Source organism: Pseudomonas sp. FP1740, from assembly GCF_030687165.1.
Lineage (GTDB): Bacteria > Pseudomonadota > Gammaproteobacteria > Pseudomonadales > Pseudomonadaceae > Aquipseudomonas.
Map to the genome: position 1 here is coordinate 4258363 of NZ_CP117461.1, position 21840 is coordinate 4280202.

General features: G+C 57.9%; 24 protein-coding genes and 4 tRNA genes. 11 read left to right on the top strand and 17 right to left on the bottom strand.

Going from position 1 to position 21840, the window contains the following annotated elements:
* Positions 1-163: 163 nt before the first annotated feature.
* The 7 genes from clpX to PSH69_RS19070 form a co-directional block, all read right to left on the bottom strand.
* Complete coding sequence (clpX, locus tag PSH69_RS19040; protein ID WP_018925424.1) at positions 164-1447, bottom strand: ATP-dependent Clp protease ATP-binding subunit ClpX; 1284 nt, start codon at positions 1445-1447, stop codon at positions 164-166.
* Between the two features lie 106 nt (positions 1448-1553).
* On the bottom strand, positions 1554-2192 hold the full coding sequence (gene clpP / locus PSH69_RS19045; protein WP_018925423.1) for an ATP-dependent Clp endopeptidase proteolytic subunit ClpP: 639 nt from the start codon (positions 2190-2192) through the stop codon (positions 1554-1556).
* Positions 2193-2285: 93 nt separating this feature from the next.
* Positions 2286-3596: a trigger factor gene (gene tig / locus PSH69_RS19050; RefSeq protein ID WP_026286355.1), complete on the bottom strand. Its 1311-nt coding sequence runs from the start codon at positions 3594-3596 to the stop codon at positions 2286-2288.
* Positions 3597-3996: 400 nt separating this feature from the next.
* A tRNA-His gene (locus tag PSH69_RS19055) sits at positions 3997-4072 on the bottom strand.
* 78 nt (positions 4073-4150) lie between these two features.
* Positions 4151-4235: transfer RNA gene (locus tag PSH69_RS19060), tRNA-Leu, on the bottom strand.
* A 57-nt stretch (positions 4236-4292) separates the two neighbouring features.
* Positions 4293-4368: transfer RNA gene (locus tag PSH69_RS19065), tRNA-His, on the bottom strand.
* Positions 4369-4400: 32 nt separating this feature from the next.
* Positions 4401-4477, bottom strand: a tRNA-Arg gene (locus PSH69_RS19070).
* A 275-nt stretch (positions 4478-4752) separates the two neighbouring features.
* On the opposite strand from PSH69_RS19070, the gene folD reads away from it, so the two are divergent.
* Together folD and pbpG are read left to right on the top strand one after the other, a co-directional pair.
* Positions 4753-5607 carry a bifunctional methylenetetrahydrofolate dehydrogenase/methenyltetrahydrofolate cyclohydrolase FolD gene (gene folD / locus PSH69_RS19075; protein ID WP_019648405.1) on the top strand — a complete coding sequence of 285 codons (855 nt, stop codon included), beginning with the start codon at positions 4753-4755 and terminating at the stop codon, positions 5605-5607.
* A 261-nt stretch (positions 5608-5868) separates the two neighbouring features.
* Positions 5869-6807: a D-alanyl-D-alanine endopeptidase gene (pbpG, locus tag PSH69_RS19080; RefSeq protein ID WP_305409438.1), complete on the top strand. Its 939-nt coding sequence runs from the start codon at positions 5869-5871 to the stop codon at positions 6805-6807.
* Positions 6808-6866: 59 nt separating this feature from the next.
* Here the strand turns inward: pbpG and PSH69_RS19085 are convergent, their stop codons facing one another.
* The 3 genes from PSH69_RS19085 to PSH69_RS19095 all read right to left on the bottom strand — a co-directional run bounded on the left by PSH69_RS19085 (position 6867) and on the right by PSH69_RS19095 (position 8141).
* Positions 6867-7091, bottom strand: a complete 225-nt coding sequence (locus tag PSH69_RS19085; protein WP_305409439.1) for a hypothetical protein — start codon at positions 7089-7091, stop codon at positions 6867-6869.
* Between the two features lie 12 nt (positions 7092-7103).
* The gene (locus PSH69_RS19090) at positions 7104-7319 is read right to left on the bottom strand and encodes a DUF6021 family protein (protein ID WP_019580004.1); all 216 of its coding nucleotides are present in this window, start codon (positions 7317-7319) and stop codon (positions 7104-7106) included.
* A 93-nt stretch (positions 7320-7412) separates the two neighbouring features.
* Positions 7413-8141, bottom strand: a complete 729-nt coding sequence (locus PSH69_RS19095) for a peptidase C39 family protein (RefSeq protein WP_305409440.1) — start codon at positions 8139-8141, stop codon at positions 7413-7415.
* 171 nt (positions 8142-8312) lie between these two features.
* On the opposite strand from PSH69_RS19095, the gene PSH69_RS19100 reads away from it, so the two are divergent.
* A complete protein-coding gene (locus PSH69_RS19100; RefSeq protein ID WP_305409441.1) occupies positions 8313-8483 on the top strand; it encodes a hypothetical protein in 171 nt (56 codons plus the stop codon).
* Between the two features lie 78 nt (positions 8484-8561).
* Here the strand turns inward: PSH69_RS19100 and PSH69_RS19105 are convergent, their stop codons facing one another.
* Together PSH69_RS19105 and PSH69_RS19110 are read right to left on the bottom strand one after the other, a co-directional pair.
* Positions 8562-9311 (bottom strand): TerC family protein, encoded by a 750-nt coding sequence (locus PSH69_RS19105; protein WP_018925415.1) that lies wholly within the window; start codon positions 9309-9311, stop codon positions 8562-8564.
* 28 nt (positions 9312-9339) lie between these two features.
* The gene (locus PSH69_RS19110; protein WP_007940414.1) at positions 9340-9582 is read right to left on the bottom strand and encodes a hypothetical protein; all 243 of its coding nucleotides are present in this window, start codon (positions 9580-9582) and stop codon (positions 9340-9342) included.
* Between the two features lie 156 nt (positions 9583-9738).
* On the opposite strand from PSH69_RS19110, the gene nhaR reads away from it, so the two are divergent.
* Positions 9739-10638: a transcriptional activator NhaR gene (gene nhaR, locus PSH69_RS19115; protein WP_018925414.1), complete on the top strand. Its 900-nt coding sequence runs from the start codon at positions 9739-9741 to the stop codon at positions 10636-10638.
* Positions 10639-10642: 4 nt separating this feature from the next.
* Here nhaR and PSH69_RS19120 read toward each other — a convergent pair whose 3' ends face one another.
* A complete protein-coding gene (locus PSH69_RS19120) occupies positions 10643-11797 on the bottom strand; it encodes an MFS transporter (RefSeq protein ID WP_305409442.1) in 1155 nt (384 codons plus the stop codon).
* 336 nt (positions 11798-12133) lie between these two features.
* On the opposite strand from PSH69_RS19120, the gene sstT reads away from it, so the two are divergent.
* Positions 12134-13366: a serine/threonine transporter SstT gene (gene sstT, locus PSH69_RS19125; RefSeq protein ID WP_305409443.1), complete on the top strand. Its 1233-nt coding sequence runs from the start codon at positions 12134-12136 to the stop codon at positions 13364-13366.
* A gap of 70 nt (positions 13367-13436) precedes the next feature.
* Here the strand turns inward: sstT and PSH69_RS19130 are convergent, their stop codons facing one another.
* Positions 13437-13946 (bottom strand): DUF1993 family protein, encoded by a 510-nt coding sequence (locus PSH69_RS19130; RefSeq protein WP_019579999.1) that lies wholly within the window; start codon positions 13944-13946, stop codon positions 13437-13439.
* 127 nt (positions 13947-14073) lie between these two features.
* Between PSH69_RS19130 and PSH69_RS19135 the strand changes: the two genes are divergently transcribed.
* Entirely contained in the window at positions 14074-14721 is a 648-nt protein-coding gene (locus PSH69_RS19135) for a YceH family protein (RefSeq protein ID WP_018925410.1), read from the top strand.
* A gap of 75 nt (positions 14722-14796) precedes the next feature.
* Here PSH69_RS19135 and PSH69_RS19140 read toward each other — a convergent pair whose 3' ends face one another.
* Complete coding sequence (locus PSH69_RS19140; protein WP_138867946.1) at positions 14797-15615, bottom strand: shikimate 5-dehydrogenase; 819 nt, start codon at positions 15613-15615, stop codon at positions 14797-14799.
* Between the two features lie 238 nt (positions 15616-15853).
* Between PSH69_RS19140 and PSH69_RS19145 the strand changes: the two genes are divergently transcribed.
* The 3 genes from PSH69_RS19145 (at position 15854) to PSH69_RS19155 (ending at position 16893) form a co-directional block, all read left to right on the top strand.
* Positions 15854-16219: a hypothetical protein gene (locus tag PSH69_RS19145; RefSeq protein WP_030131555.1), complete on the top strand. Its 366-nt coding sequence runs from the start codon at positions 15854-15856 to the stop codon at positions 16217-16219.
* 193 nt (positions 16220-16412) lie between these two features.
* On the top strand, positions 16413-16607 hold the full coding sequence (locus tag PSH69_RS19150) for a hypothetical protein (RefSeq protein WP_105344118.1): 195 nt from the start codon (positions 16413-16415) through the stop codon (positions 16605-16607).
* A 103-nt stretch (positions 16608-16710) separates the two neighbouring features.
* Positions 16711-16893, top strand: a complete 183-nt coding sequence (locus PSH69_RS19155; protein WP_007940423.1) for a hypothetical protein — start codon at positions 16711-16713, stop codon at positions 16891-16893.
* Here PSH69_RS19155 and PSH69_RS19160 read toward each other — a convergent pair.
* A complete protein-coding gene (locus PSH69_RS19160; protein WP_305409444.1) occupies positions 16890-17951 on the bottom strand; it encodes an AI-2E family transporter in 1062 nt (353 codons plus the stop codon). The genes PSH69_RS19155 and PSH69_RS19160 overlap by 4 nt on opposite strands.
* A 175-nt stretch (positions 17952-18126) precedes the next feature.
* Between PSH69_RS19160 and yegQ the strand changes: the two genes are divergently transcribed.
* A complete protein-coding gene (gene yegQ, locus PSH69_RS19165; RefSeq protein WP_305409445.1) occupies positions 18127-19452 on the top strand; it encodes a tRNA 5-hydroxyuridine modification protein YegQ in 1326 nt (441 codons plus the stop codon).
* A 36-nt stretch (positions 19453-19488) separates the two neighbouring features.
* On the opposite strand, the gene PSH69_RS19170 is transcribed toward yegQ, so the two are convergent.
* Positions 19489-20205, bottom strand: coding sequence for a FadR/GntR family transcriptional regulator (locus PSH69_RS19170; protein WP_305409446.1), 717 nt, complete (start codon positions 20203-20205; stop codon positions 19489-19491).
* Between the two features lie 283 nt (positions 20206-20488).
* Between PSH69_RS19170 and PSH69_RS19175 the strand changes: the two genes are divergently transcribed.
* On the top strand, positions 20489-21835 hold the full coding sequence (locus PSH69_RS19175) for an MFS transporter (protein WP_305409447.1): 1347 nt from the start codon (positions 20489-20491) through the stop codon (positions 21833-21835).
* Positions 21836-21840: the final 5 nt, after the last annotated feature.

Consider the following 21840-nt stretch of genomic DNA (forward strand, 5'->3'; position numbering starts at 1 on the left):
GTTTTCAAAAAAAACAAGCGGATAAAAGAATCACTTAAAAAATCAGAGCTTACGGTAGCGCCTGCATTTATCCCGGCGCATCCGGAAAATCAGGTTAGCTGCCCCCTCTCCCACAATAGCAAAGGGGCCCGAAGGCCCCTTCTTTATTCCAGCAGTGTGACGCTTAAGCGTCTGGCGCTGCCTTGGCAGTCGGCTCACTGTTCTCATAGAGATACAGAGGCTTGGACTTGCCTTCTATAACGCTTTCGTCGATCACTACTTTACTCACCTCGGACTGCGAGGGGATTTCATACATAGTGTCGAGCAATACACCTTCGAGAATCGAGCGCAGGCCACGGGCACCGGTTTTGCGTTCCAGGGCACGTTTGGCGACCGATTTCAGCGCGTCGGCCCGGAATTCCAGGTCCACGCCTTCCATCTCGAACAGCTTGGCATACTGCTTGGTCAGAGCATTTTTCGGCTCGGTGAGAATCTGCATCAGCGCAGCCTCATCAAGCTCGTCCAGCGTGGCAAGTACCGGCAGACGACCGACGAATTCCGGGATCAGACCGAACTTGACCAGATCGTCAGGCTCGACTTCACGCAGGGATTCACCGACTTTCTTGCCTTCTTCCTTGCTGCGCACTTCTGCGTTGAAGCCGATGCCGCCACGGGTGGAACGGTTTTGAATAACCTTTTCCAGACCGGAGAACGCACCACCGCAGATGAACAGGATGTTACGGGTGTCGACCTGAAGGAATTCCTGCTGCGGATGCTTGCGACCACCTTGAGGTGGAACGGAAGCGACCGTGCCTTCGATCAACTTGAGCAGGGCCTGCTGCACGCCCTCACCGGAAACGTCCCGAGTGATCGACGGGTTGTCAGACTTGCGCGAGATCTTGTCGATCTCATCGATGTAGACAATGCCCATCTGGGCCTTTTCTACGTCGTAATCGCACTTCTGCAGCAGCTTCTGAATGATGTTCTCGACATCTTCGCCCACATAACCCGCCTCGGTGAGGGTGGTTGCGTCGGCGATGGTGAACGGAACGTTCAGCAAGCGGGCCAGAGTTTCGGCAAGCAGGGTTTTACCCGAGCCTGTCGGGCCGATCAGCAAGATGTTGCTTTTGCCGAGTTCGACGTCGTCATTCTTTTTGTCGCGCTGGTTCAGACGCTTGTAGTGGTTGTACACCGCTACGGCCAGAACCTTTTTCGCACGTTCCTGACCAATCACGTACTGATCAAGGATGCCGCTGATTTCTTTAGGCGAAGGCAATTTATGCGCGCTGCTTTCGGCCTGGGCTTCCTGCACCTCCTCACGGATGATGTCATTGCACAGGTCGACGCACTCGTCGCAGATAAAGACCGAGGGGCCGGCAATCAATTTGCGTACTTCATGCTGGCTTTTGCCACAGAAGGAGCAATAGAGCAGTTTGCCGTTGTCCTCGCCGTTGCGGGTGTCAGTCATTCGATCGATCCAAATCCGATAGGCTTGCAACACAAGATGAAGGCAATTGCAGGCTTTTTCAAGCCCGCAGGCGGTCAGTTACCCCGACCACCTACATTTGGGCTGCTTAGGCGGGCATTTTACGCTTGTCGATCACGGAGTCGATCAGGCCATATTCAGCCGCACGCTCAGCGCTCATGAAGTTGTCGCGCTCGGTATCGCGCTCGATGGTTTCGAGGCTCTGACCGGTGTGATGAGCCAACAGCTGGTTCAAACGCGAACGAATGTGGAGGATTTCCTTGGCATGGATGTCGATGTCCGACGCCTGACCCTGGAAGCCGCCCAATGGCTGGTGAATCATCATGCGCGAGTTCGGCAGGCAGAAACGCTTGCCGGCAGCACCACCGGCAAGCAGGAAGGCACCCATGCTGCAGGCCTGACCGATACAGGTGGTGGAAACGTCTGGCTTGATGAACTGCATGGTGTCGTAGATCGACATGCCCGCAGTCACCGAACCGCCTGGTGAGTTGATGTAAAGATGGATGTCCTTGTCCGGGTTTTCCGCTTCAAGGAACAGCAGTTGCGCCGCAACCAGGTTGGCCATGTAGTCTTCTACCGGACCTACCAGGAAGATCACTCGCTCCTTCAACAGGCGCGAGTAGATGTCATAGGCACGTTCGCCACGGGCAGACTGCTCGATAACCATCGGGACCAGACCGCCTGCGGCCTGGATGTCAGAGCTCTGATAATAAGAATTGCGGGACATGTCTCGCAGTCACTCCCAAATAGTTATGTCTTGAATACGCATAAGCCAGCACGAAGGCTGGCTTATGGTGTGTACTTCTTACCGCAAAACCAATCAGTCGGCTTGTGGAGCTTCTACCGGCTTGACCGCTTCTTCGTAAGAGACCGATTTGTCGGTCACGCTAGCTTTCTGCAGAACAGTATCCACAACTTGCTCTTCCAGCACAACCGAACGGACTTCGTTCAGTTGCTGGTCGTTCTTGTAGTACCAGGACACAACCTGCTCAGGCTCTTGGTAGGCCGAAGCCATTTCCTGAATCATCTCGCGAACGCGGGCTTCGTCAGGCTTGAGGTCGAATTGCTTGACTACTTCAGCCACGATCAGACCCAGCACGACGCGGCGCTTGGCTTGCTCTTCGAACAGCTCGGCCGGCAGTTGGTCAGGCTTGATGTTGCCACCGAACTGCTGAACAGCCTGCACGCGCAGACGGTCGACTTCGTTGGACAGCAGAGCCTTAGGCACTTCGATCGGGTTGGTGGCCAGCAGACCGTCCATCACCTGATTCTTGACCTTGGATTTGATCGCCTGACGCAGTTCGCGCTCCATGTTCTTGCGAACTTCGGTGCGGAAGCCTTCCAGACCGGTTTCCTTGATGCCGAATTGAGCGAAGAACTCTTCGGTCAGCTCTGGCAGTTTAGGCTCGGAAACGGTGTTCACGGTCACGGTGAACTCAGCAGTTTTGCCTGCCAGGTCGAGGTTCTGGTAGTCCTCTGGGAAGGTCAGGTTCAGAACGCGCTCTTCGCCGGCTTTAGCGCCAACCAGACCGTCTTCGAAACCAGGGATCATGCGGCCGGAACCCAGCACCAGCTGAGTACCTTTGGCAGAACCGCCTGCGAACACTTCACCGTCGACCTTGCCGACGAAATCGATGTTCAGCTGGTCTTCGTTCTGGGCAGCGCGTTCGGCCACTTCAAAACGGGTGTTCTGCTTGCGCAGGACTTCCAGCATCTTGTCCAGATCGGCGTCAGCCACTTCGGCGCTCAGGCGCTCGACGGTGATGCCTTCGAAACCGGCAACGGTGAACTCAGGGAACACTTCGAATACGGCTACGTATTCCAGGTCCTTGCCCGCTTCCAGGGTTTTAGGTTCGATCGAAGGCGAACCAGCCGGATTCAGCTTCTGCTCGACGACAGCTTCGTAGAAGGAAGACTGGATCACGTCGCCCACAGCTTCTTGACGCGCATCAGCCCCGAAACGCTGACGGATCACGCTCATTGGCACTTTGCCTGGACGGAAGCCAGCGATCTTGGCCTTTTGGGCAGTCTGCTGCAGACGCTTGTTGACCTGAGTCTCGATGCGCTCAGCCGGCACGGTGATGCTCATGCGGCGCTCAAGAGCAGAAGTATTTTCAACAGAAACTTGCATGGATATTCCTCGTTGCACAGACGTTAGCCGGCCGTTTCCGACCCCAGAATCAAGGGCATGCATTCTAGTGGGTCAAACTCAAGAAGTCACCCTACTGAAAACGGGTAAAAAAACAGCAGGCAATTTATAGGCGGGGACAAACGGTTGTGCCTCGCCCTGTTAGCAAATACAGCCAATCAAGCCAGGGCTCTGCACCCACCTTCCTATATATAGAAGGAATCGGCAATCCGTCCCTGACAGCCAACCCCGCGAGGGGATCGGCGGGCAAATCAGGCATCATCGAGAAACATAAATACGACGAAGCGACCTACCCCTGCGGCCCACAACCTGCAGCCGCCGACACTCAAACCACTGAAACAAAAAAGGCGCCAGACTGTTAAATCTGGCGCCTTTCGGAATATGGGGTGGACGATGGGGATCGAACCCACGACAACGGGAGTCACAATCCCGTGCTCTACCAACTGAGCTACGCCCACCATATTGCGTGACAAAGAAGCCAAACAACTTCTTTGTTGAACCTCAATCATGCCAATCGGCATGAGTGAAGCTTTATTTGGTGCGGATGAAGAGACTCGAACTCTTACGCCTCGCGGCGCTGGAACCTAAATCCAGTGTGTCTACCAATTCCACCACATCCGCGGGTTGAAGCTGTTAAAGCAAAGGCGCCAGACTATTAATCTGGCGCCTTTCGAAATATGGGGTGGACGATGGGGATCGAACCCACGACAACGGGAGTCACAATCCCGTGCTCTACCAACTGAGCTACGCCCACCATATCGCGCTACTTGTGCCAATGCTGCCTAATGGCGCACCCGGCAGGACTCGAACCTGCGACCATCCGCTTAGAAGGCGGATGCTCTATCCAGCTGAGCTACGGGCGCCTTGTTAATCTGTACCCTTGAAGGACTACAAACTAAATGCTTTTCAGTCTTGCGAAACCGTAACTCCGCTCGACCTTCTTAACCAGTGCTAGGCTGTGCCCGACAAGTGCGACGAATAGTATAGAGCCCCCTGAAGGTCGTCAAATCCTTTTTGAAAAAAATTCATTTAATTAAAGGAGTTAGGGGAATTTGCAGACCAAGCGCCTTTGCCCTCACCTCGTGACATGCGAGAATGCACTCTCTTTTTTTCCCCTCTCGATGGTTAATCACGCGCAATGACTGCACAACTAATCGACGGCAAATCGATCGCCGCCAGCCTGCGCCAGCAGATCGCCAAACGAGTTGCCGAGCGTCGCCAGCAAGGCCTGCGCACGCCAGGCCTCGCGGTGATCCTGGTCGGCAGCGATCCTGCCTCTCAGGTTTATGTCTCGCACAAGCGTAAAGACTGTGAAGAGGTCGGCTTCCTATCCCAAGCCTATGACCTGCCTGCCGACACCACTCAAGCAGCGCTGACCGATCTGATCGATCGCCTGAACGACGACCCAGCAATCGACGGCGTTCTGCTTCAGCTGCCTCTACCTGAACACCTGGACGCCTCCAAATTGCTGGAGCGCATTCGTCCCGACAAGGACGTCGACGGTTTCCACCCTTATAACGTCGGTCGCCTGGCCCAGCGCATTCCGCTGCTGCGCCCGTGCACGCCCAAAGGCATCATGACGCTACTGGAAAGCACTGGCGTCAATCTTTACGGGATGGACGCGGTCATTGTCGGGGCTTCCAACATTGTTGGTCGTCCGATGGCGATGGAACTGCTACTGGCCGGTTGCACCGTGACTGTCACCCACCGCTTCACCAAGGATCTGGCCGGCCACGTCGGTCGCGCCGACCTGGTAGTGGTTGCCGCCGGCAAGCCGGGCCTGGTCAAAGGTGAGTGGATCAAGGAAGGCGCGATCGTGATCGACGTCGGCATCAACCGTCAGGAGGACGGCAAACTGGTCGGCGACGTGACTTACGAATCCGCCCTGGCCCGTGCCGGCTGGATCACTCCGGTACCGGGCGGCGTCGGCCCGATGACCCGCGCCTGCCTGCTGGAAAACACGTTGTACGCCGCCGAAACACTGCACAGCTGAGTTCACTCTCACCATGCTGCACCCAAAAGAACCCCGCCCATCGCGGGGTTCTTTTTGCCCGTAGCAAACAGCTCGATCGCAGAGGTCGGACAACTGCAAAGCCAAATAGTAAAGAAAGGGTTACAGCATTAAATATTCTTCACTTTTACCCCCTGTCTTACAGGCGCCTATGGCTTTCCTGGCACATACTCCTAAAATGCGTCGTTTTTAAGAAACAGCCCGTTACAGAACGGCATATCCACCCTTTATGAGTCTGCCAGCGTGAAAATCCGTCTTTCCATCCTGAGCCTAGTTTTTGCAGTTACAGGGACTTTCATCACGCCAACGGTCAACGCCGCTGAAACCACCGCGGCACCACGAGACAATTCACAACTGAAGATCGCGTCCGGCAGCGCTTTGCTGATGGATCTGCAAACCAATAAAGTCATTTATGCCAGCAACCCTGATGTCGTCGTACCCATCGCCTCCGTCAGCAAACTGATGACCGGCCTGGTGGTCGTGGAAGCGCGACAGAACATGGACGAATACATTCCCGTCAACATCAGCGACACCCCGGAAATGAAAGGCGTGTTCTCCCGGGTCAAACTCAAAAGCGAATTGACGCGCCGCGAGATGCTGCTGATTGCCCTGATGTCATCGGAAAACCGTGCCGCTGCGACGCTGGCGCATCACTATCCGGGCGGTTATGTCGCGTTCATTGCCGCCATGAACGCCAAAGCCAAGGCGCTGGGCATGACCAGCACCCACTTCGTCGAACCGACGGGCCTCTCCCCACGCAACGTGTCCACCGCCCGCGACCTGAGTAAACTGCTGATCGCCGCGCACAAGTACCCGCTGCTGACCGAACTGAGCACCACCAAGGAAAAAACCGTTTCGTTCCGTAAGCCCAACTACAGCCTTGGCTTCCGCAACACCGACCATTTGGTCAACAAGCCGAACTGGGACATCAAGCTGACGAAAACCGGGTTTACCAACCAGGCCGGTCACTGCCTGGTGCTGGTGACCAGCATGGGCAACCGTCCGGTTGCGCTGGTGATTCTCGATGCCTTCGGCAAGTACACGCACTTTGCCGATGCGACCCGTATTCGCAGCTGGGTTGAAACCGGCAAGAGCACCAACGTGCCGTCCGTCGCCCTGCAATACAAGTCCGACAAGAACCTCAAACATCGCCAAAGCGGTGTGATTGAAGCCTCAAAATAAGGTCGAAACATCCGCAAATAAAAAGCCCCGAATATTCGGGGCTTTTTTTTGTCCGGCGATCAATCATTGGGCAACGGCATCTGATCGTCATCCGGAATGCCATCCTCGGTACTCGGGTCTCGCCAGCCCTGTGGATGCTTCGTCGGCACCACGGTCGGCCTGGCCAAGGGATCCCTTAGCGGGCTGTCCGGATCCATCACCGGGTCCAGGTCCGACTCGGGGGTTGTTGGAACGCTTTCTGGAGGGTCCGGATGTTTGTCGTCAAAGCTCGAATCGGTAGACATATGCACCTCTCACTAAGACTTGGGTCTCAGATTACCGAGCGGGTCGTAAGGTTTGGCCGGCTTCTTCTTGCCCTCCTCACCCGGTTTTATGTCCCTGGGCGCCCTGGCAGGTCCGATGGGGTCGACCTGGGGATCAGCAACGTCCGGAGAATCGGGGTCGAACCCCAACTCATTATCGGACGAATGCTCGGACGAGTGCGGGCCGTCGGGGGTATTGGGATGAGCCATGGGCGCCTCCTGGTCACGACCCGGCGAGAATCCGGGCCCTTTATATAAGAGACCAAAAACGCTGAGTCGTGCCTTGCAGATGACGAGCGGAACCTACTGCGCGGTCAGCGCCTTCTTCGCCCTGGCTGCCGCCTGCTCCTGACCCGACTGAGCAAGATCATTCGCCGCTTTCAGCCAGCGCTGTTGATCGACGTTGGCCGGAATCTGGTCCGGCTTCTGAATCAAAACGGCCCAACCGCCGGCACTCTCGAGCGCCGACTCAAAGGCGCTGAACCCCATCAGCAACCGACGATCCATCCCGGTGCGCAGCAACACGGTCTGCTTCTGACGGTTGTAACCGGCAAGAATGGCGTATCGCGGCCCGGCCCAGAACGCCGAGCCTTCGGTGATGCGCACCATCACCGGATAACCGGCCGCGACCTGGGTCAGCAGCGCCGGCAATTGGCTGTCGAGGGGATAGACCACCATTCCATATTCACGGGCGAGGTTTTGCATGTTCTGCTGCAACCGGTCTTCGGCACCCGGTAAATTCAGGGGCTTTTCGAGCAGCCCCGGTGTCATCACGATGCCTTGCTGGGACAACAGGCTGGCCAGCACTTGAGGCCCGCTTTGATAACTTTGCCCGCGGTAGAACGTACCGCTGAGTTCGACACGCTCCGGCAGACGCTTGATCTCAGGCGCTACGCTCCCCGCGCAGCCAGTCAGGCCCGCAACGCAGGCAACGATCAGTGCCAAAGATCGAATTCGAGAAAATACCCGCACCATCATCACTCTCTTGTTCAGACGCCAGGCGATCACGCAGCCGGCTTGGCCGTCGATCATAGGATGCCGCGCGACAGCGGTATAGCCTTAACCGGCAGTTGTTTGCATTTGATAGAGCGAACGGGTTGATGACAGGCGACCTTTGGTCAATAGCCTGAAACACAGCAACGGCTAGACTGTCCCTTACCAAGGAAGAGCGTGCGCCCGCTGCAGGGCAAAGAGGAGGCACTGATGAGCCTGACAATGACCATTGTGATGTTGATTTCCGGTTGGCTGGCAGTGGCCGCCGCCATGTTGTGGGGCGTTTTGCGCATTACCCGTCGGCACCATCACCACCCGGTTCAATCGGCGCCCGTGGCCAAAACCGATAAACCGGCTACACACCCCATCACCGTGCACTGACTGGCGCTTTTCAGTCGTACAAAAAAAACGGCCGCCTGGACTCTCGCGAGTTCAGGCGGCCGTTTCGTTTATCGGCGATTAAGCTTCTGCGGCGACGCGCCGCTGTTTGGCCCGCCGCGATAGCATGTTCAAGCCTTCGATCGTCGCCGAGAACGCCATGGCCGCGTAGACATAGCCTTTGGGTACGTGGGCGCCGAAACCTTCGGCGATCAGCGTCATGCCGATCATGATCAGGAAGCCCAGTGCCAGCATCACCACCGTCGGGTTGTCGTTGATGAACTTGGCCAACGGGTCAGCAGCCAGCAACATCACCAGGACCGACACCACCACCGCGATGATCATGATCGGCAAATGCTCGGTCATGCCAACAGCGGTAATGATGCTGTCGATGGAGAACACCATGTCGAGCATCAGGATCTGACCGATGGCGGCGGCAAAGCCCAGGGTCACGGTCGAGGTGGCCGACGTCGGATCTTCCGGCGACGGGTCCATGCTGTGATGAATCTCGGTGGTCGCCTTCCACAACAGGAACAGGCCGCCGGCGATCAGGATCATGTCCTTCCAGGAGAACGCGTGGCCGAGAATGTCGATCACCGGTTCAGTCAACTGGACGATGAACGCGATGGTGCTCAACAGCGCCAGGCGCAAGATCAACGCCATGCCGATACCAATACGCCGCGCCTTCTGGCGATGCTGTTCGGGAAGCTTATTGGTGAGGATCGAGATGAAGATCAGGTTATCGATGCCGAGCACGATTTCCATCACCACCAACGTGGCCAGGGCGACCCAGGCGGTGGGGCTTGCAGCGAGCTCTAAAAGGTATTCCATGGGTCAGTCCTGACTCGTTGTAGACGGTTTAGATTTCCTGGGACGAAGAGTCGGTTTTGCCCGTCTCTTTGGCCGGTTGTTCTTTCTTGCTGATCAGGCCACTCGTGGCCTCGCTCAACGCTTGTTCGGCGGCTTTGTGGGTATCGTCAATCGCCTGTTTGGCGCTTTCGGCGGCCTTGCCCATCAATTGCTGAGCACTTTTCTCGGCCTGGTCGCAACCGGCCAACACCAGTAAAGAAGTGATCAGCAGCGCGGTGGTTTTGAGCTTCATGATGCTTTCCTCGATAGAACAGACAGAACCCGGAAGGCGATCCGTCGATAGCGAGGCAGTCTAAAGAGGCAAACACTTCAGGAAAATTCGTATTTTCAGCGGTTATACTTCGGTTTTTACGAATCCATAGCAAAACACACGCTACGGGGAACATGAATGCTGAATTATCGACAGCTGCATTATTTCTGGGTGGTGGCCAAGACTGGCAGCATCGTGCGCGCCTGCGAGCAGTTGAACCTGACGCCACAGACCATCAGCGGGCAGATTTCCCTGCTCGAACAGACCTATGGCATCGAATTGTTTCGCCGGGTCGGGCGGCAGCTGGAACTCACCGAAGCCGGGCGTCAGACCCTGCCCTACGCCGAGCAGATGTTTCAACTCGGGGGCGAGCTGGAGCTGATGCTGCGGGCGCAGCCCAATGAGCAACAGATTCTGTTTCGGGTGGGCGTCGCCGATGTGGTGCCCAAATCCATCGTCTATCGCCTGATCGCGCCGACCATGGAGTTGAGCGAGCCGCTACGCATCACCTGCCGCGAAGACAAACTGGAACGATTGCTCGCCGACCTGGCGATTCAACGCCTCGACCTGGTGATTTCCGACAGCCCGATGCCCTCGCATCTGGATATCAAGGGCTACAGCCAGAAGCTCGGTGAATGCGGTATCAGCTTCTTCGCCACCGCTGAACTGACGGCGCGATACGGCCAGGATTTCCCCCGCAGCCTGCACGGCGCCCCGTTGTTGATTCCCGGGCCGGAAACCGTGGTGCGCAGTCGCTTGCAACGCTGGTTTGCCGAACAGCAGATTCAGCCGCGAATCGTCGGCGAGTTCGACGACAGCGCTTTGATGCAGGCCTTCGGCCAATCCGGTAGCGGGATTTTCATCGGCCCGAGTGTGATTGCCGACGAGGTGAAACGCCAATGCGGCGTGGAGTTGATCGGCCAGACCGACGCGGTGCGCGAGTCGTTCTACGCCATTTCGGTGGAACGCAAGGTCAAGCACCCCGGCATTGTCGCCATTACCGAAGGTGCCCGACGCGAGTTGTTCACCGAGATGTGAAGCCTCAGGCGCAGATTTCGCGAGGCTTGAAGGTCATCAGCGCCATGGCCAGGAGAATCGAAACCAGGATAAAACCGGCTGCGGCGAAACCTAGTCCGCCCAGGCCCACACTGTCGATCACCCGGCCGCCGACCATGGCGCCCAGGCCGATCCCGAGGTTGGCCCCGGCAATGTTCAACGACGCGGCAAACGCCGGCGCTTCAGGCGCAGCCTTCATCAAACGCACATGGCTGACCAGGAACAACGCCGCCTGGGTCACACCCCAAACTCCCATCGCCGCCGCCAGACCCAGTGGCGAGTGAATGTTCGGCACCAGCGCTACCATGCCGGCAATCATGAACGCGCAAAACGTCACAGAAGCAATCAGCGGGTGACGATCCACCGCGCGACCGCCCAGCGAGTTGCCGATCAGCCCGACCGCGCCGAAGCCCATCAGGCACCAGCCGACCACGGTGCCGTTGAAACCGGCGAGGCGTTCAAGAATGTCGGCCAGGTAGGTGTAGGCGGTGAACATGCCGCTGAACACCAGGATCGACAGCAGAACATGACCCAGCATCAGCGGGCTGCGCAGGATCTTGAACTGTGAACGAAAACTCACCTGATGTTGGTGCAGGCTGGTTTTCGGCAGATAGATAAACAGCAGCAGCGCCTTGGCAAACGCGATCACCGCCAGAATGCCGAAAGCACTGCGCCAACCGAACGCATCGGAAATCAACGTGCCGACCGGAATGCCGAACACCGTGGCGCAGACGATGCCGAAACCGATCTTGGCAATCGCCCGCCCGGCGTAGTCCGGCCCAACGATGTCCACCGCAGTTTCACTGGCCAGCGCCCAGAACACCGGCAACCCCAGCGCCGGAATCAACCGGGCAATGGCCATTACCCAAATGTTCGGCGCAAATGCCGCCAGCGTATTGGCCAGGCCGAACATGATCAACACGCTGATGAACAGTTTGCGTCGTTCAAACCTTGCGAAATACGCCGTCAGGAACGGCCCGAACGCGGCCACGGTGAACGCGAACAGGGTCACCAGCAAACCCGCTTGAGGGATGCTGACGTCCAGGTCACGGGCGATTGCCGGCAACAGGCCGACGATGATGAATTCCGTGGTCAGCACCGTGAAACCGGCGGCGGACAACAGAAGAATGGGCAACAGCATGCAGAACTCCAGGAAAACGACGACACCAGCGACAGCCCGAAGGCCCACTGGCAGAACTAGAAAATGAGGATGGCGAAGCTTAACAGAGTGTTTCCAAACGAAGTTGCACGAACCTGCAAATCGCGTTGAACAATCGGGTGGCAGATCGTCACAGGTCTGAAGGATCGCGGCTACGCTGTGATAAAGTTCGCGACCCTGCGGTACTTACACCTTGCTCATCGGCCATTGACTGGCATTGATGTGGCGACCTTCTTCGGTTCCCTCCATGTGGCCTGCCCGGCTTTTCGCTGCATGAGCCAAGGAACCCTGCACCCTAATAAAATCAGAGATACCGTTATGACCGCTTCATCCCCTTCTCTTTTGCAACGTCTGAAACGCAGCAGCCTGGTCACGCAAATCATCATCGGCCTGATCGCCGGGATTGCCCTGGCCCTGTTCGCGCCTGAGGTGGCGAAGTCCACCGCCTTCATTGGCAAAGTATTCGTGTCGGCGCTCAAGGCTGTCGCGCCGATCCTGGTGTTCGTGCTGGTCATGGCCTCGATTGCCAACCATAAGCACGGCCAGGAAACCCACATCCGGCCCATTCTGTTTCTGTACCTGCTGGGCACCTTCGCCGCAGCCGTGGTGGCGGTGATCGCCAGTACGTTGTTTCCGTCGAGCCTGGTGCTGTCGACCCAGGACGTCGCGGTAACTGCCCCGGGCGGCATCAGCGAGGTGCTGCAAAGCCTGGCACTGAGCGTGGTGGATAACCCGGTCAGCGCACTGATGAACGCCAACTTCATCGGCATTCTGGCGTGGGCGATCGGCATGGGCATTGCGATCCGCCATGCCGGCGAGACGACGCGCGAAGTGCTGGGCGACCTGTCCAATGGCGTGACCGTGATCGTGCGCCTGGTGATTCGCTTTGCGCCACTGGGGATCTTCGGCCTGGTGGCTTCGACTCTGGCCACTTCCGGTTTCGGCGCATTGATCGGCTATATGCACCTGCTGGCGGTGCTGCTGGGCTGCATGCTGTTCGTCGCGTTGGTGATGAACCCGGTCATCGTGTTCTGGAAACTGCGCCGCAACCCGTATCCGCTGGTACTCACCTGCCTGCGCGAGAGCGGTATCACCGCCTTCTTCACCCGCAGCTCGGCGGCGAACATTCCGGTCAACCTGGAATTGAGCAAACGCCTGGGCCTGCATGAAGACACCTATTCGGTATCGATCCCGCTCGGCGCGACCATCAACATGGCCGGCGCGGCGATCACCATCACTGTACTGACCCTGGCCGCCGTGCACACCCTGGGCATCGCCGTGGATATTCCAACGGCCATTCTGCTCAGCGTCGTCGCGGCAATTTGTGCCTGTGGCGCCTCGGGCGTGGCGGGCGGTTCGTTGTTGCTGATTCCGCTGGCGTGCAGCCTGTTCGGCATCCCGAGCGAAATCGCCATGCAAGTGGTGGCGGTGGGCTTCATCATCGGTGTGTTGCAGGACTCGGCGGAAACCGCGCTGAACTCCTCCACCGACGTGCTGTTCACCGCGGCGGCTTGCCAGGGTGAAGAGTTGAAGGCGCAGCGTTTGGCGTAGAACGCACCGACAAAAACGAAAAAGCCCGCCAAGGCTTACACCGTGGCGGGCTTTTTTGTACCTGGGTGGTTTAGAACGCGCCCATGTAATCGCGCTTGCCCACTTCCACACCGTTGTGACGCAGCAGCGCGTAGGCGGTGGTGACGTGGAAGAAGAACTGCGGCAGACCGTAGCTCAGCAGGTAAGCCTGGCCAGTGAAGCGCTTCTCTTTAGGGGTGCCAGGACGGGTCACGATTTCGATGCCTTCCTTGCCGTTGATCTGCTCGGGTTTGATCTCGCCGATGAAGGCCAGGACCTTGGCGATCAACGCTTGCAGTTCAGCGAAGGTGGTTTCGGTGTCGTCGTATTTCGGCAGTTCGATTTCAGCCAGACGCGCCGAAACGCCCTTGGCGAAATCAACGGCGATCTGCACCTGACGCACCAGCGGGAACATGTCCGGGTACAGACGGGCCTGCAGGAATGCGTTCGGGTCGATGTTTTTCGCGGTAGCGTGGGCTTCGGCCTTGCTCAGGTTGTTGCTCAGGGCGTTGAGCATTTGCTGGAAAACCGGAACGGATGCGGCGTACAGGGAAATAGTCATGGCAGTCTCGTGTGGTGACAGGAGTAAAAAACGTGGAGCGATTATAGCCATGCCGGCGCGCCCTGCGACTTGTCTTTTATCCAGCAAGGATTAGGCTAGTCGGCTCGACTGCCTAGGGAAAAGCGCGATGAGCACTGAACAAGAGACGACCTTCGACGAACCGCGGCTCAACAGCACGGAAATCCGCATTCTGGGCTCGTTGATCGAAAAACAGGCCACCAGCCCGGAAACCTATCCGCTGACCCTCAATGCCCTGGTAATTGCCTGCAACCAGAAAACCAGCCGCGAACCGGTGATGAACCTCAGCCAGGGCCAGGTTGGCCAGAGCCTGCGCGCCCTTGAAGGTCGCGGCTTCACCCGGCTGGTGATGGGCAGCCGTGCCGACCGCTGGGAACATCGGGTCGACAAGGCGCTGGAACTGGTGCCGGCCCAGGTGATTCTGACGGGGCTGTTGTTCCTGCGCGGTCCGCAGACGGTCAACGAACTGCTGACCCGCAGCGGCCGCATGCATGACTTCGAAGATGCCGAACAGGTGGTGCATCAACTGGAGCGCTTGATCGCCCGAGGCCTGGCGCTGTTGATCCCGCGCCAGGCCGGCCAACGCGAAGACCGTTACATGCATGCGCTGGGCGATCCGGCGGATATCGAAGCGATCCTCGCGGCCCGTCAGAACCCGGTGGAACGTGGCACCGGTGGCGGCGTGTCGGTTGAGCGAATCGAAGAGCTTGAAGCGCGGATTGCGGCGCTGGAAGAACGCCTGGCGCGCCTCGAATAACCCTTCCCGATGTACCGAGTTCCCTGTGGCGAGGAAGCTTGCTCCCTCACCACAGGTCCAACCGATAATCGGAATTCAGCTCCGGGCAAACGCCACGGCCTTCTGAAACTGCTCATCGGTCGGTCGCACGCCGGTGTACAACACGAACTGTTCCAGCGCCTGGATGGCAATCACTTCCAGCCCGGTGATCACCCGTTTGCCTTCGGCACGAGCACGCACGATCAGCGGTGTTTCCGAGGGGATCGCCACCACATCGAAGACCGTTTCAGCGGCAGCGATGGCTTCAGGGGGAAACGCCAGTTGATCGGCTTCCGGGCCACCGGCCATGCCGATCGGCGTGACGTTGATCAGCATCTGCGGGCGTTCAGCGCCCAGTTCCGCCTGCCATTGGTAGCCCAGCGATTCGGCCAGGGCACGCCCGGCGCGTTCGTTACGGGCCACGATCAAGCCGTTTTTGTAGCCGCCATCGCGCAAGGCACTGGCCACGGCCTTGGCCATGCCGCCGCTGCCGCGCAGGGCAAAGGTCGAATCCTTGGGCACCTGGTGGGTTTCGAGCAACTGGGCGACGGCGATGTAATCAGTGTTGTAGGCCTTGAGGTGGCCGTTAGTGTTGACGATAGTGTTGATCGATTGAATAGCCTCAGCCGATGCATCCAGCTCATCGACCAGCGCAATACAAGCCTCCTTGAACGGCATCGACACGCCGCAACCGCGAATGCCCAACGCACGAATGCCGCTGACAGCCCCCGTCAGGTCCTGGCTGCTGAAGGCTTTGTAGTAAAAATTCAGCCCCAGTTGTTCGTACAGATGATTGTGAAACCGCAGGCCGAAATTGCCGGGGCGCCCCGAGAGTGACATGCACAACTGGGTGTCTTTGTTGGGGTTCATCTGCATCCGAATCTCCTTCAGTAGCACTTTCAGATGGACGGAATTAACAATTCCACCTGATTGTGGTCGATCATAAAGGTATGTCTGTACCAGACAGTACCGTAAAGAAACCGGTACAGACCTTACACAAAATTTACCCAACGGCTGTGCTGATTTTCAAAAAATTGCTGTCTTAGAAGTATCCCCGCGACAACTTGTATCTATTGCAGACGCCAGCGCCGGGTCGAAGAACCGAGGACTTATCATGATCCGTAAAATCCCCACAGTAGCCTTGCTGATCGGTGCTCTCGCTATCGCAGGGCAGGCAGAAGCAGGTGGTCGTGGCTGGGAAGGTCCGGCTGTGTTTGGTGCGATCGTCGGCTCGGCAATCATCGGCTCGGCAATCATTGGTCGCGACCGGCCGGTGTATGTAGAGCAACCGGTTTATGTTCAACCTCAACCCGTGTATGTACAGCCACCGCCTGTCTACTACCAGCCGGCGCCGGTCTATGTGCAACAACCGATGTACTACCGCCCGGCACCGATTTATTACGGTCCGCCACGTGGGTATGGTCCACCGCGCGGCTACTACGGCCCTCCCCATGGTTATTACCGTGGCGACCGCTGGTAACTGACTCATCAGGCCCCGCCTCAACAGCGGGGCCTTTTTTGTGGCCGCAAGGCGAGCGGAGTCTGAATAAATCTCGTCAAGGTCGCTGTCGGGACAGTACCGGCAGGTAAAGTCGGTCATATTTATGTCATGACAGGCCCGCAAGCTTGGATCTGTCCGTAAACAACAGGTTGATAAAAACAAGGACGACCTCATGCCCACACAAAACCCGCACCGCATTGTCGGCTTGTGCACTTCCAGCAAGGTGTACAACGCACTGACCGAGCTCAAACACCTGGAAGGCCATCGCAGCGCCAAGTTTCTCTCGCTGCTGGCGCAAAACCTGGTGCGCAAAGGCCTGCTCAATGAGCAGGAAGTCATGCATATGCTCGATCAAGTCGTGGAATGACCGCTGCAACACTCACTGGCGTCAATGACAACTATCGAAAGTGTTGATTGTCCGTCCAAGCGTCCGATCCGTAAGGTAGCCCCATAGATTGATGGAGGTACTTATGGCTCAGGTTCAGATTATGTCCGTTATCGGCAGCGCCGTTCCCGCACCGCTCAGAGCGCTGGGGTTGCTCGCCTGCTGGTATCTCGTACAGGACGGCGAACCGATCAGCGGTCCGCTCACTTCGCTTCCCGATGCCCAAGCCCTGTCGCAACGTATCGGCTCAGGTCAGCTCAGCGCTTAAGGCAGCTGAACATGCGGCTTGGTTTCGATGAAGATTGCCCAGCTCGACATGAACAACGCGGCGATCAAAGGCCCGATGACAAAGCCATTGAGCCCGAAAATCGCCAGGCCGCCGAGGGTTGAGATGAGAATCAGATAGTCCGGCATCTTCGTATCCTTACCCACCAGGATCGGTCGCAGGACATTGTCCACCAACCCGATCACGAACACCCCGAACAACGCGAGCACCGTGCCCTGCCAGATCGCACCGCTGAGCAGGAAATACGCCGCCACCGGCACCCAGACGATACCCGCCCCCACCGCCGGCAACAGCGACAGGAATGCCATCAACACCGCCCAGAGCAGCACGCTCGGGATATCCAGAAACCAGAAAATCAACCCGCCCAACGCCCCTTGCGTGATCGACACTAGCAAACTGCCCTTCACCGTGGCCCGCACCACCCGATTGAACTTGAGTTGCAAGCGACGCTTCTGGTTATCTTCCAGCGGTATCGCCGCGCGCACTTTGCGCGCCAGTTCAGCCCCATCCCGCAGAAAGAAAAACAGCAGATACAGCATGATGAAAAAACCCACCACGAAATCGAACGTCCCCTGGCCAAAACTGAACGCCTGGGACGCCAGAAACTGACTGCCTTGCATCATGCTCTTGATGATTTTCTCGCGAAGCCCACTCAGTTCACCCATGCCGAAACGATCGAGCAAGTGCTGAAAGTACGGCGGCAGGCTGTGTTTGAACTGCAACACATGCCCGGCAATGTCCAGTTCGCCGCTTTCGATTCTGCCGTAAAGCGCCGCGCCTTCCTGAACCAGCAAGGTACTGATGATGATCACCGGCAGAATCGCGATCAACACACAGACACTCAAGGTGCACAGAGCCGTCAGGTTGCGCGGCCAACCGTACTGCAGGTGCAATTGATGCTGCAGGGGCGCAAACAGAATGGCGAGGATGACCGCCCAGAACACCGCACCGTAGAACGGCAGCAGAATCCAGACGAAGGCAACGGTCACCACAGCCAGCAAGACCATCAGCGAAGTGTTCTGGAGCTTCGTTTCGTTCATGTCCGGTCCATGCCAATGCGCAGAGGCGAAAATTCGCGTCCTTATGTTTAGTCCGCCACGGTTGGTGCGAGTGCCATCCGTTTGTTGGTCAAGCATAGATCCAGATCAATAAACCCCGCGTGCAGGCCGCTTACCCTTGCCGGCTTTTGCGATCGACACTGCCATGACTTGCGCCATGCCACTCATCCCCCCGGAACTGCTCGCCCCCGCCGGCACCCTGAAAAACATGCGTTATGCCTTCGCCTACGGCGCCGATGCGGTATACGCCGGCCAACCGCGCTACAGCCTGCGGGTGCGCAACAACGAATTCGATCACGCCAATCTCGCGCTCGGCATCAGCGAGGCCCAGGCTCAGGGCAAGCGCTTTTATGTGGTGGTCAATATCGCCCCGCACAACGCCAAGCTGAAAACGTTCCTCAAGGATCTGGAACCGGTGATCGGCATGGCGCCGGACGCGCTGATCATGTCCGATCCCGGCCTGATCATGCTGGTGCGCCGGCACTTCCCGCAAATGCCGATCCACCTGTCGGTGCAAGCCAACACAGTGAACTGGGCCAGCATCGAGTTCTGGCAGCAACAGGGCTTGAGCCGGATCATCCTGTCCCGCGAACTGTCGCTGGAAGAAATCGCCGAAATCCGCCAGCACGTCCCGGCGATGGAGCTGGAAGTGTTCGTACACGGCGCGTTGTGCATGGCCTATTCCGGGCGCTGCCTGTTGTCGGGCTACATGAACAAGCGTGACGCCAATCAGGGCAGCTGCACCAATGCCTGTCGCTGGAAATACTCGGCGACACCGGCCAGCGAAAATCAACTGGGTGAAATCGTCCAGCACCACTCACCCGAACCGACCCTGGGCCTCGGCACGCCGACCGATCAGATGTTCCTGTTGCAAGAGGCCAATCGCCCCGGCGAACTGATGCCGGCATTCGAGGATGAACACGGCACGTACATCATGAACGCCAAGGACCTGCGCGCCGTCCAGCACGTCGAACGTCTGACACAGATGGGCGTGCACTCACTGAAAATCGAAGGCCGGACCAAATCGCATTTCTATTGCGCGCGCACCACCCAGGTTTACCGCCGCGCGATCGACGATGCGGTGGCTGGCCGGGTGTTCGATCGCAGCTTGATGACTGATCTGGAGTCCCTCGCTCAGCGCGGCTACACCGAAGGTTTTCTGCGCCGGCACGTGCATGACGAATACCAGAACTACCAGAACGGCAGCTCGGTCTCGGAGCGCCAACAGTTCGTTGGGGAGTTGACCGGCGAACGCCGCGACCGGCTGGCCGAGGTGCGGGTGAAAAATCGTTTTGGCCTGGGCGATCACATGGAGTTGATGACGCCCAAGGGCAACTTCCACTTCGACCTGCATCAACTGCAGAACCTCAGGGGCGAGGCGATTGAAGTGGCGCCTGGGGATGGGCACACGGTGTATTTGCCGATTCCGGATGCGGTGGATTTGCGTTATGGATTGCTGATGCGCGATGTTGGTGTGAGCTAAAAATCATCGAGCCCGCCCCCACAGGTCACTGACGAATCAGCTGCCGTCCGCCGAAAAGCGGTCGCGGCTGTTGGTCAGGTGCAACCACATGGCTGCCCGCGCCGCATCCGGATCCTGGCGCTTGATGGCGTTGAGAATCGCCTCGTGTTCGAGGTTGGCGAGTTGCCCCAGCTTGCTCAAATCCGCTGACCCGCGCTCGGCGGCATTGACGCGAGTGCGGGGAATCATCGCATTGCCCAAGTGCTGCATGATCTCTGTGAAGCATACATTGCCGGTGGCTTCGGCGATCAGCAGGTGGAAACGTTTGTCAGCCTCGACGCAGCTGTCGTTGTTGGCCAGCAAACTTTGATAGTCATCCAGCGCTTCACGCATCTGCGCCAATTGCTGATCGGTACGACGCACCGCTGCCAGCGCGGCGGCCTGGGTTTCCAGGCCCATGCGCAATTCCAGAATGCTGCGCACCCCCAGCGCGGTATCGACATTCAGCCGCAACCCCTGCTCCGGCGCGCGCTCGATGACAAAGGTGCCGATGCCGTGACGGGTTTCCACCAGCCCTGAAGCCTGCAATTTCGAAATCGCCTCGCGCACCACCGTACGGCTGACCCCATGCTCCTGAACAATCGAGTTCTCCGACGGCAGCTTGTCCCCCGGCAGCATCTGGCCGAGCAAAATGCTCTGGGTCAGCTTGGCCACCAGGTCATGGGCCAGGTTGTGGGCACGCTTGCGGGCGGGTGCATCGATGTCTTCTTGCATGGTGATTATCCGTAAAGCATGGCTATCCGGATCGTAGCACCGGAATCGATTGGAATCCCCAGAAAACAGCCTCAAGCTTGTATGACAACACTCAACAAATTGACCACTCGAACACCATCACAACCCCACGCCCGATCCAAAAAAGCATAGAAACCATCCAACAAATAGCCATTTTATTGGACTACAGTGCTTGTCGAATCAAAAAAACAAGTTGTATGATGTCTATCAACAACGCTACATCCAGCCACACCCCGCATAAAAATAACGAGTGGGAGAAAAACAAGTGAATACATCCATAACCGGGATGAACGATGGCGCCGATTCGGTCCTGAAGTCCGCCATCTCGAAAGTGAAACGCCACGTCCTGCCGCTGTTCGTGATCATGTTCATCGTCAACTACATCGATCGGGTGAACATCGGCTTCGTCCGCGCCCACATGGAACACGACCTGGGCATTGGCGCTGCCGCCTACGGCCTCGGTGCCGGTCTGTTCTTCATCGGTTACGCGCTGTTCGAAGTGCCCTCCAACATCCTCCTGCAAAAAGTCGGCGCGCGAATCTGGCTGACCCGCATCATGCTGACCTGGGGCCTGGTGGCCGCTTGCATGGCGTTCATCCAGAACGAAACCCACTTCTACATTCTGCGTTTTCTGCTCGGCGTGGCTGAAGCCGGGTTCTTTCCCGGGGTAATTTATTACTTCACCCGCTGGTTGCCTGGCGTGGAGCGTGGCAAGGCGATTGCGATCTTCCTCAGCGGTTCGGCGATTGCTTCGCTGATCTCCGGCCCGCTGTCGGGGCTACTGCTGCAAATCAACGGTTTGGGCATGCACGGCTGGCAATGGATGTACTTCATCGAGGGCATGTTCTCGGTCGGGTTGTGCGTGTTCGTCTGGTACTGGCTGGACTCCAAACCCCACGACGCCAAATGGCTGACCCTGGCCGAACAGGACGCACTGGTCAAAGCCATCGATGACGAACAACTGGCCCGCGAAGCCGCGACGCCGATCAAACCGTCGCTGGGCACACTGCTCAAGGACCGCCAGATCATCCTGTTCTGCCTGATCTACTTCTTCATTCAATTGACCATCTATGCCGCGACTTTCTGGCTGCCGAGCATCATCAAGAAAATGGGCGACCTGAGCGACATCCAGGTCGGCTTGTTCAACTCGATTCCGTGGCTGCTGTCGATCGTCGGCATGTACGCCTTCGCTTCGCTGTCGGGCAAATGGAAGCACCAGCAAGCCTGGGTCGCCACTGCCCTGCTGATCGCTGCGGCGGGGATGTTCATGTCCACCACCGGCGGGCCGATCTTCGCCTTCGTCGCTATCTGTTTCGCCGCATTGGGCTTCAAGTCCGCATCGTCGCTGTTCTGGCCGATTCCCCAGGCCTACCTGGATGCGCGGATTGCTGCCGGCGTGATCGCGCTGATCAACTCGGTGGGTAACCTCGGCGGCTTCGTGGCGCCGACCACCTTCGGTTTGCTGGAAGAGCACACCGGTTCGATTCAGGGTGGACTGTACGGTCTGGCCGCCACTTCGATCATCGCCGCGATCATCGTTTTCGCCGCGCGCAATAAACCGAAACCCGCACCGGCCGTTGCACTGGGCAAACCAGCGCCGAATCACGCTTGAACATT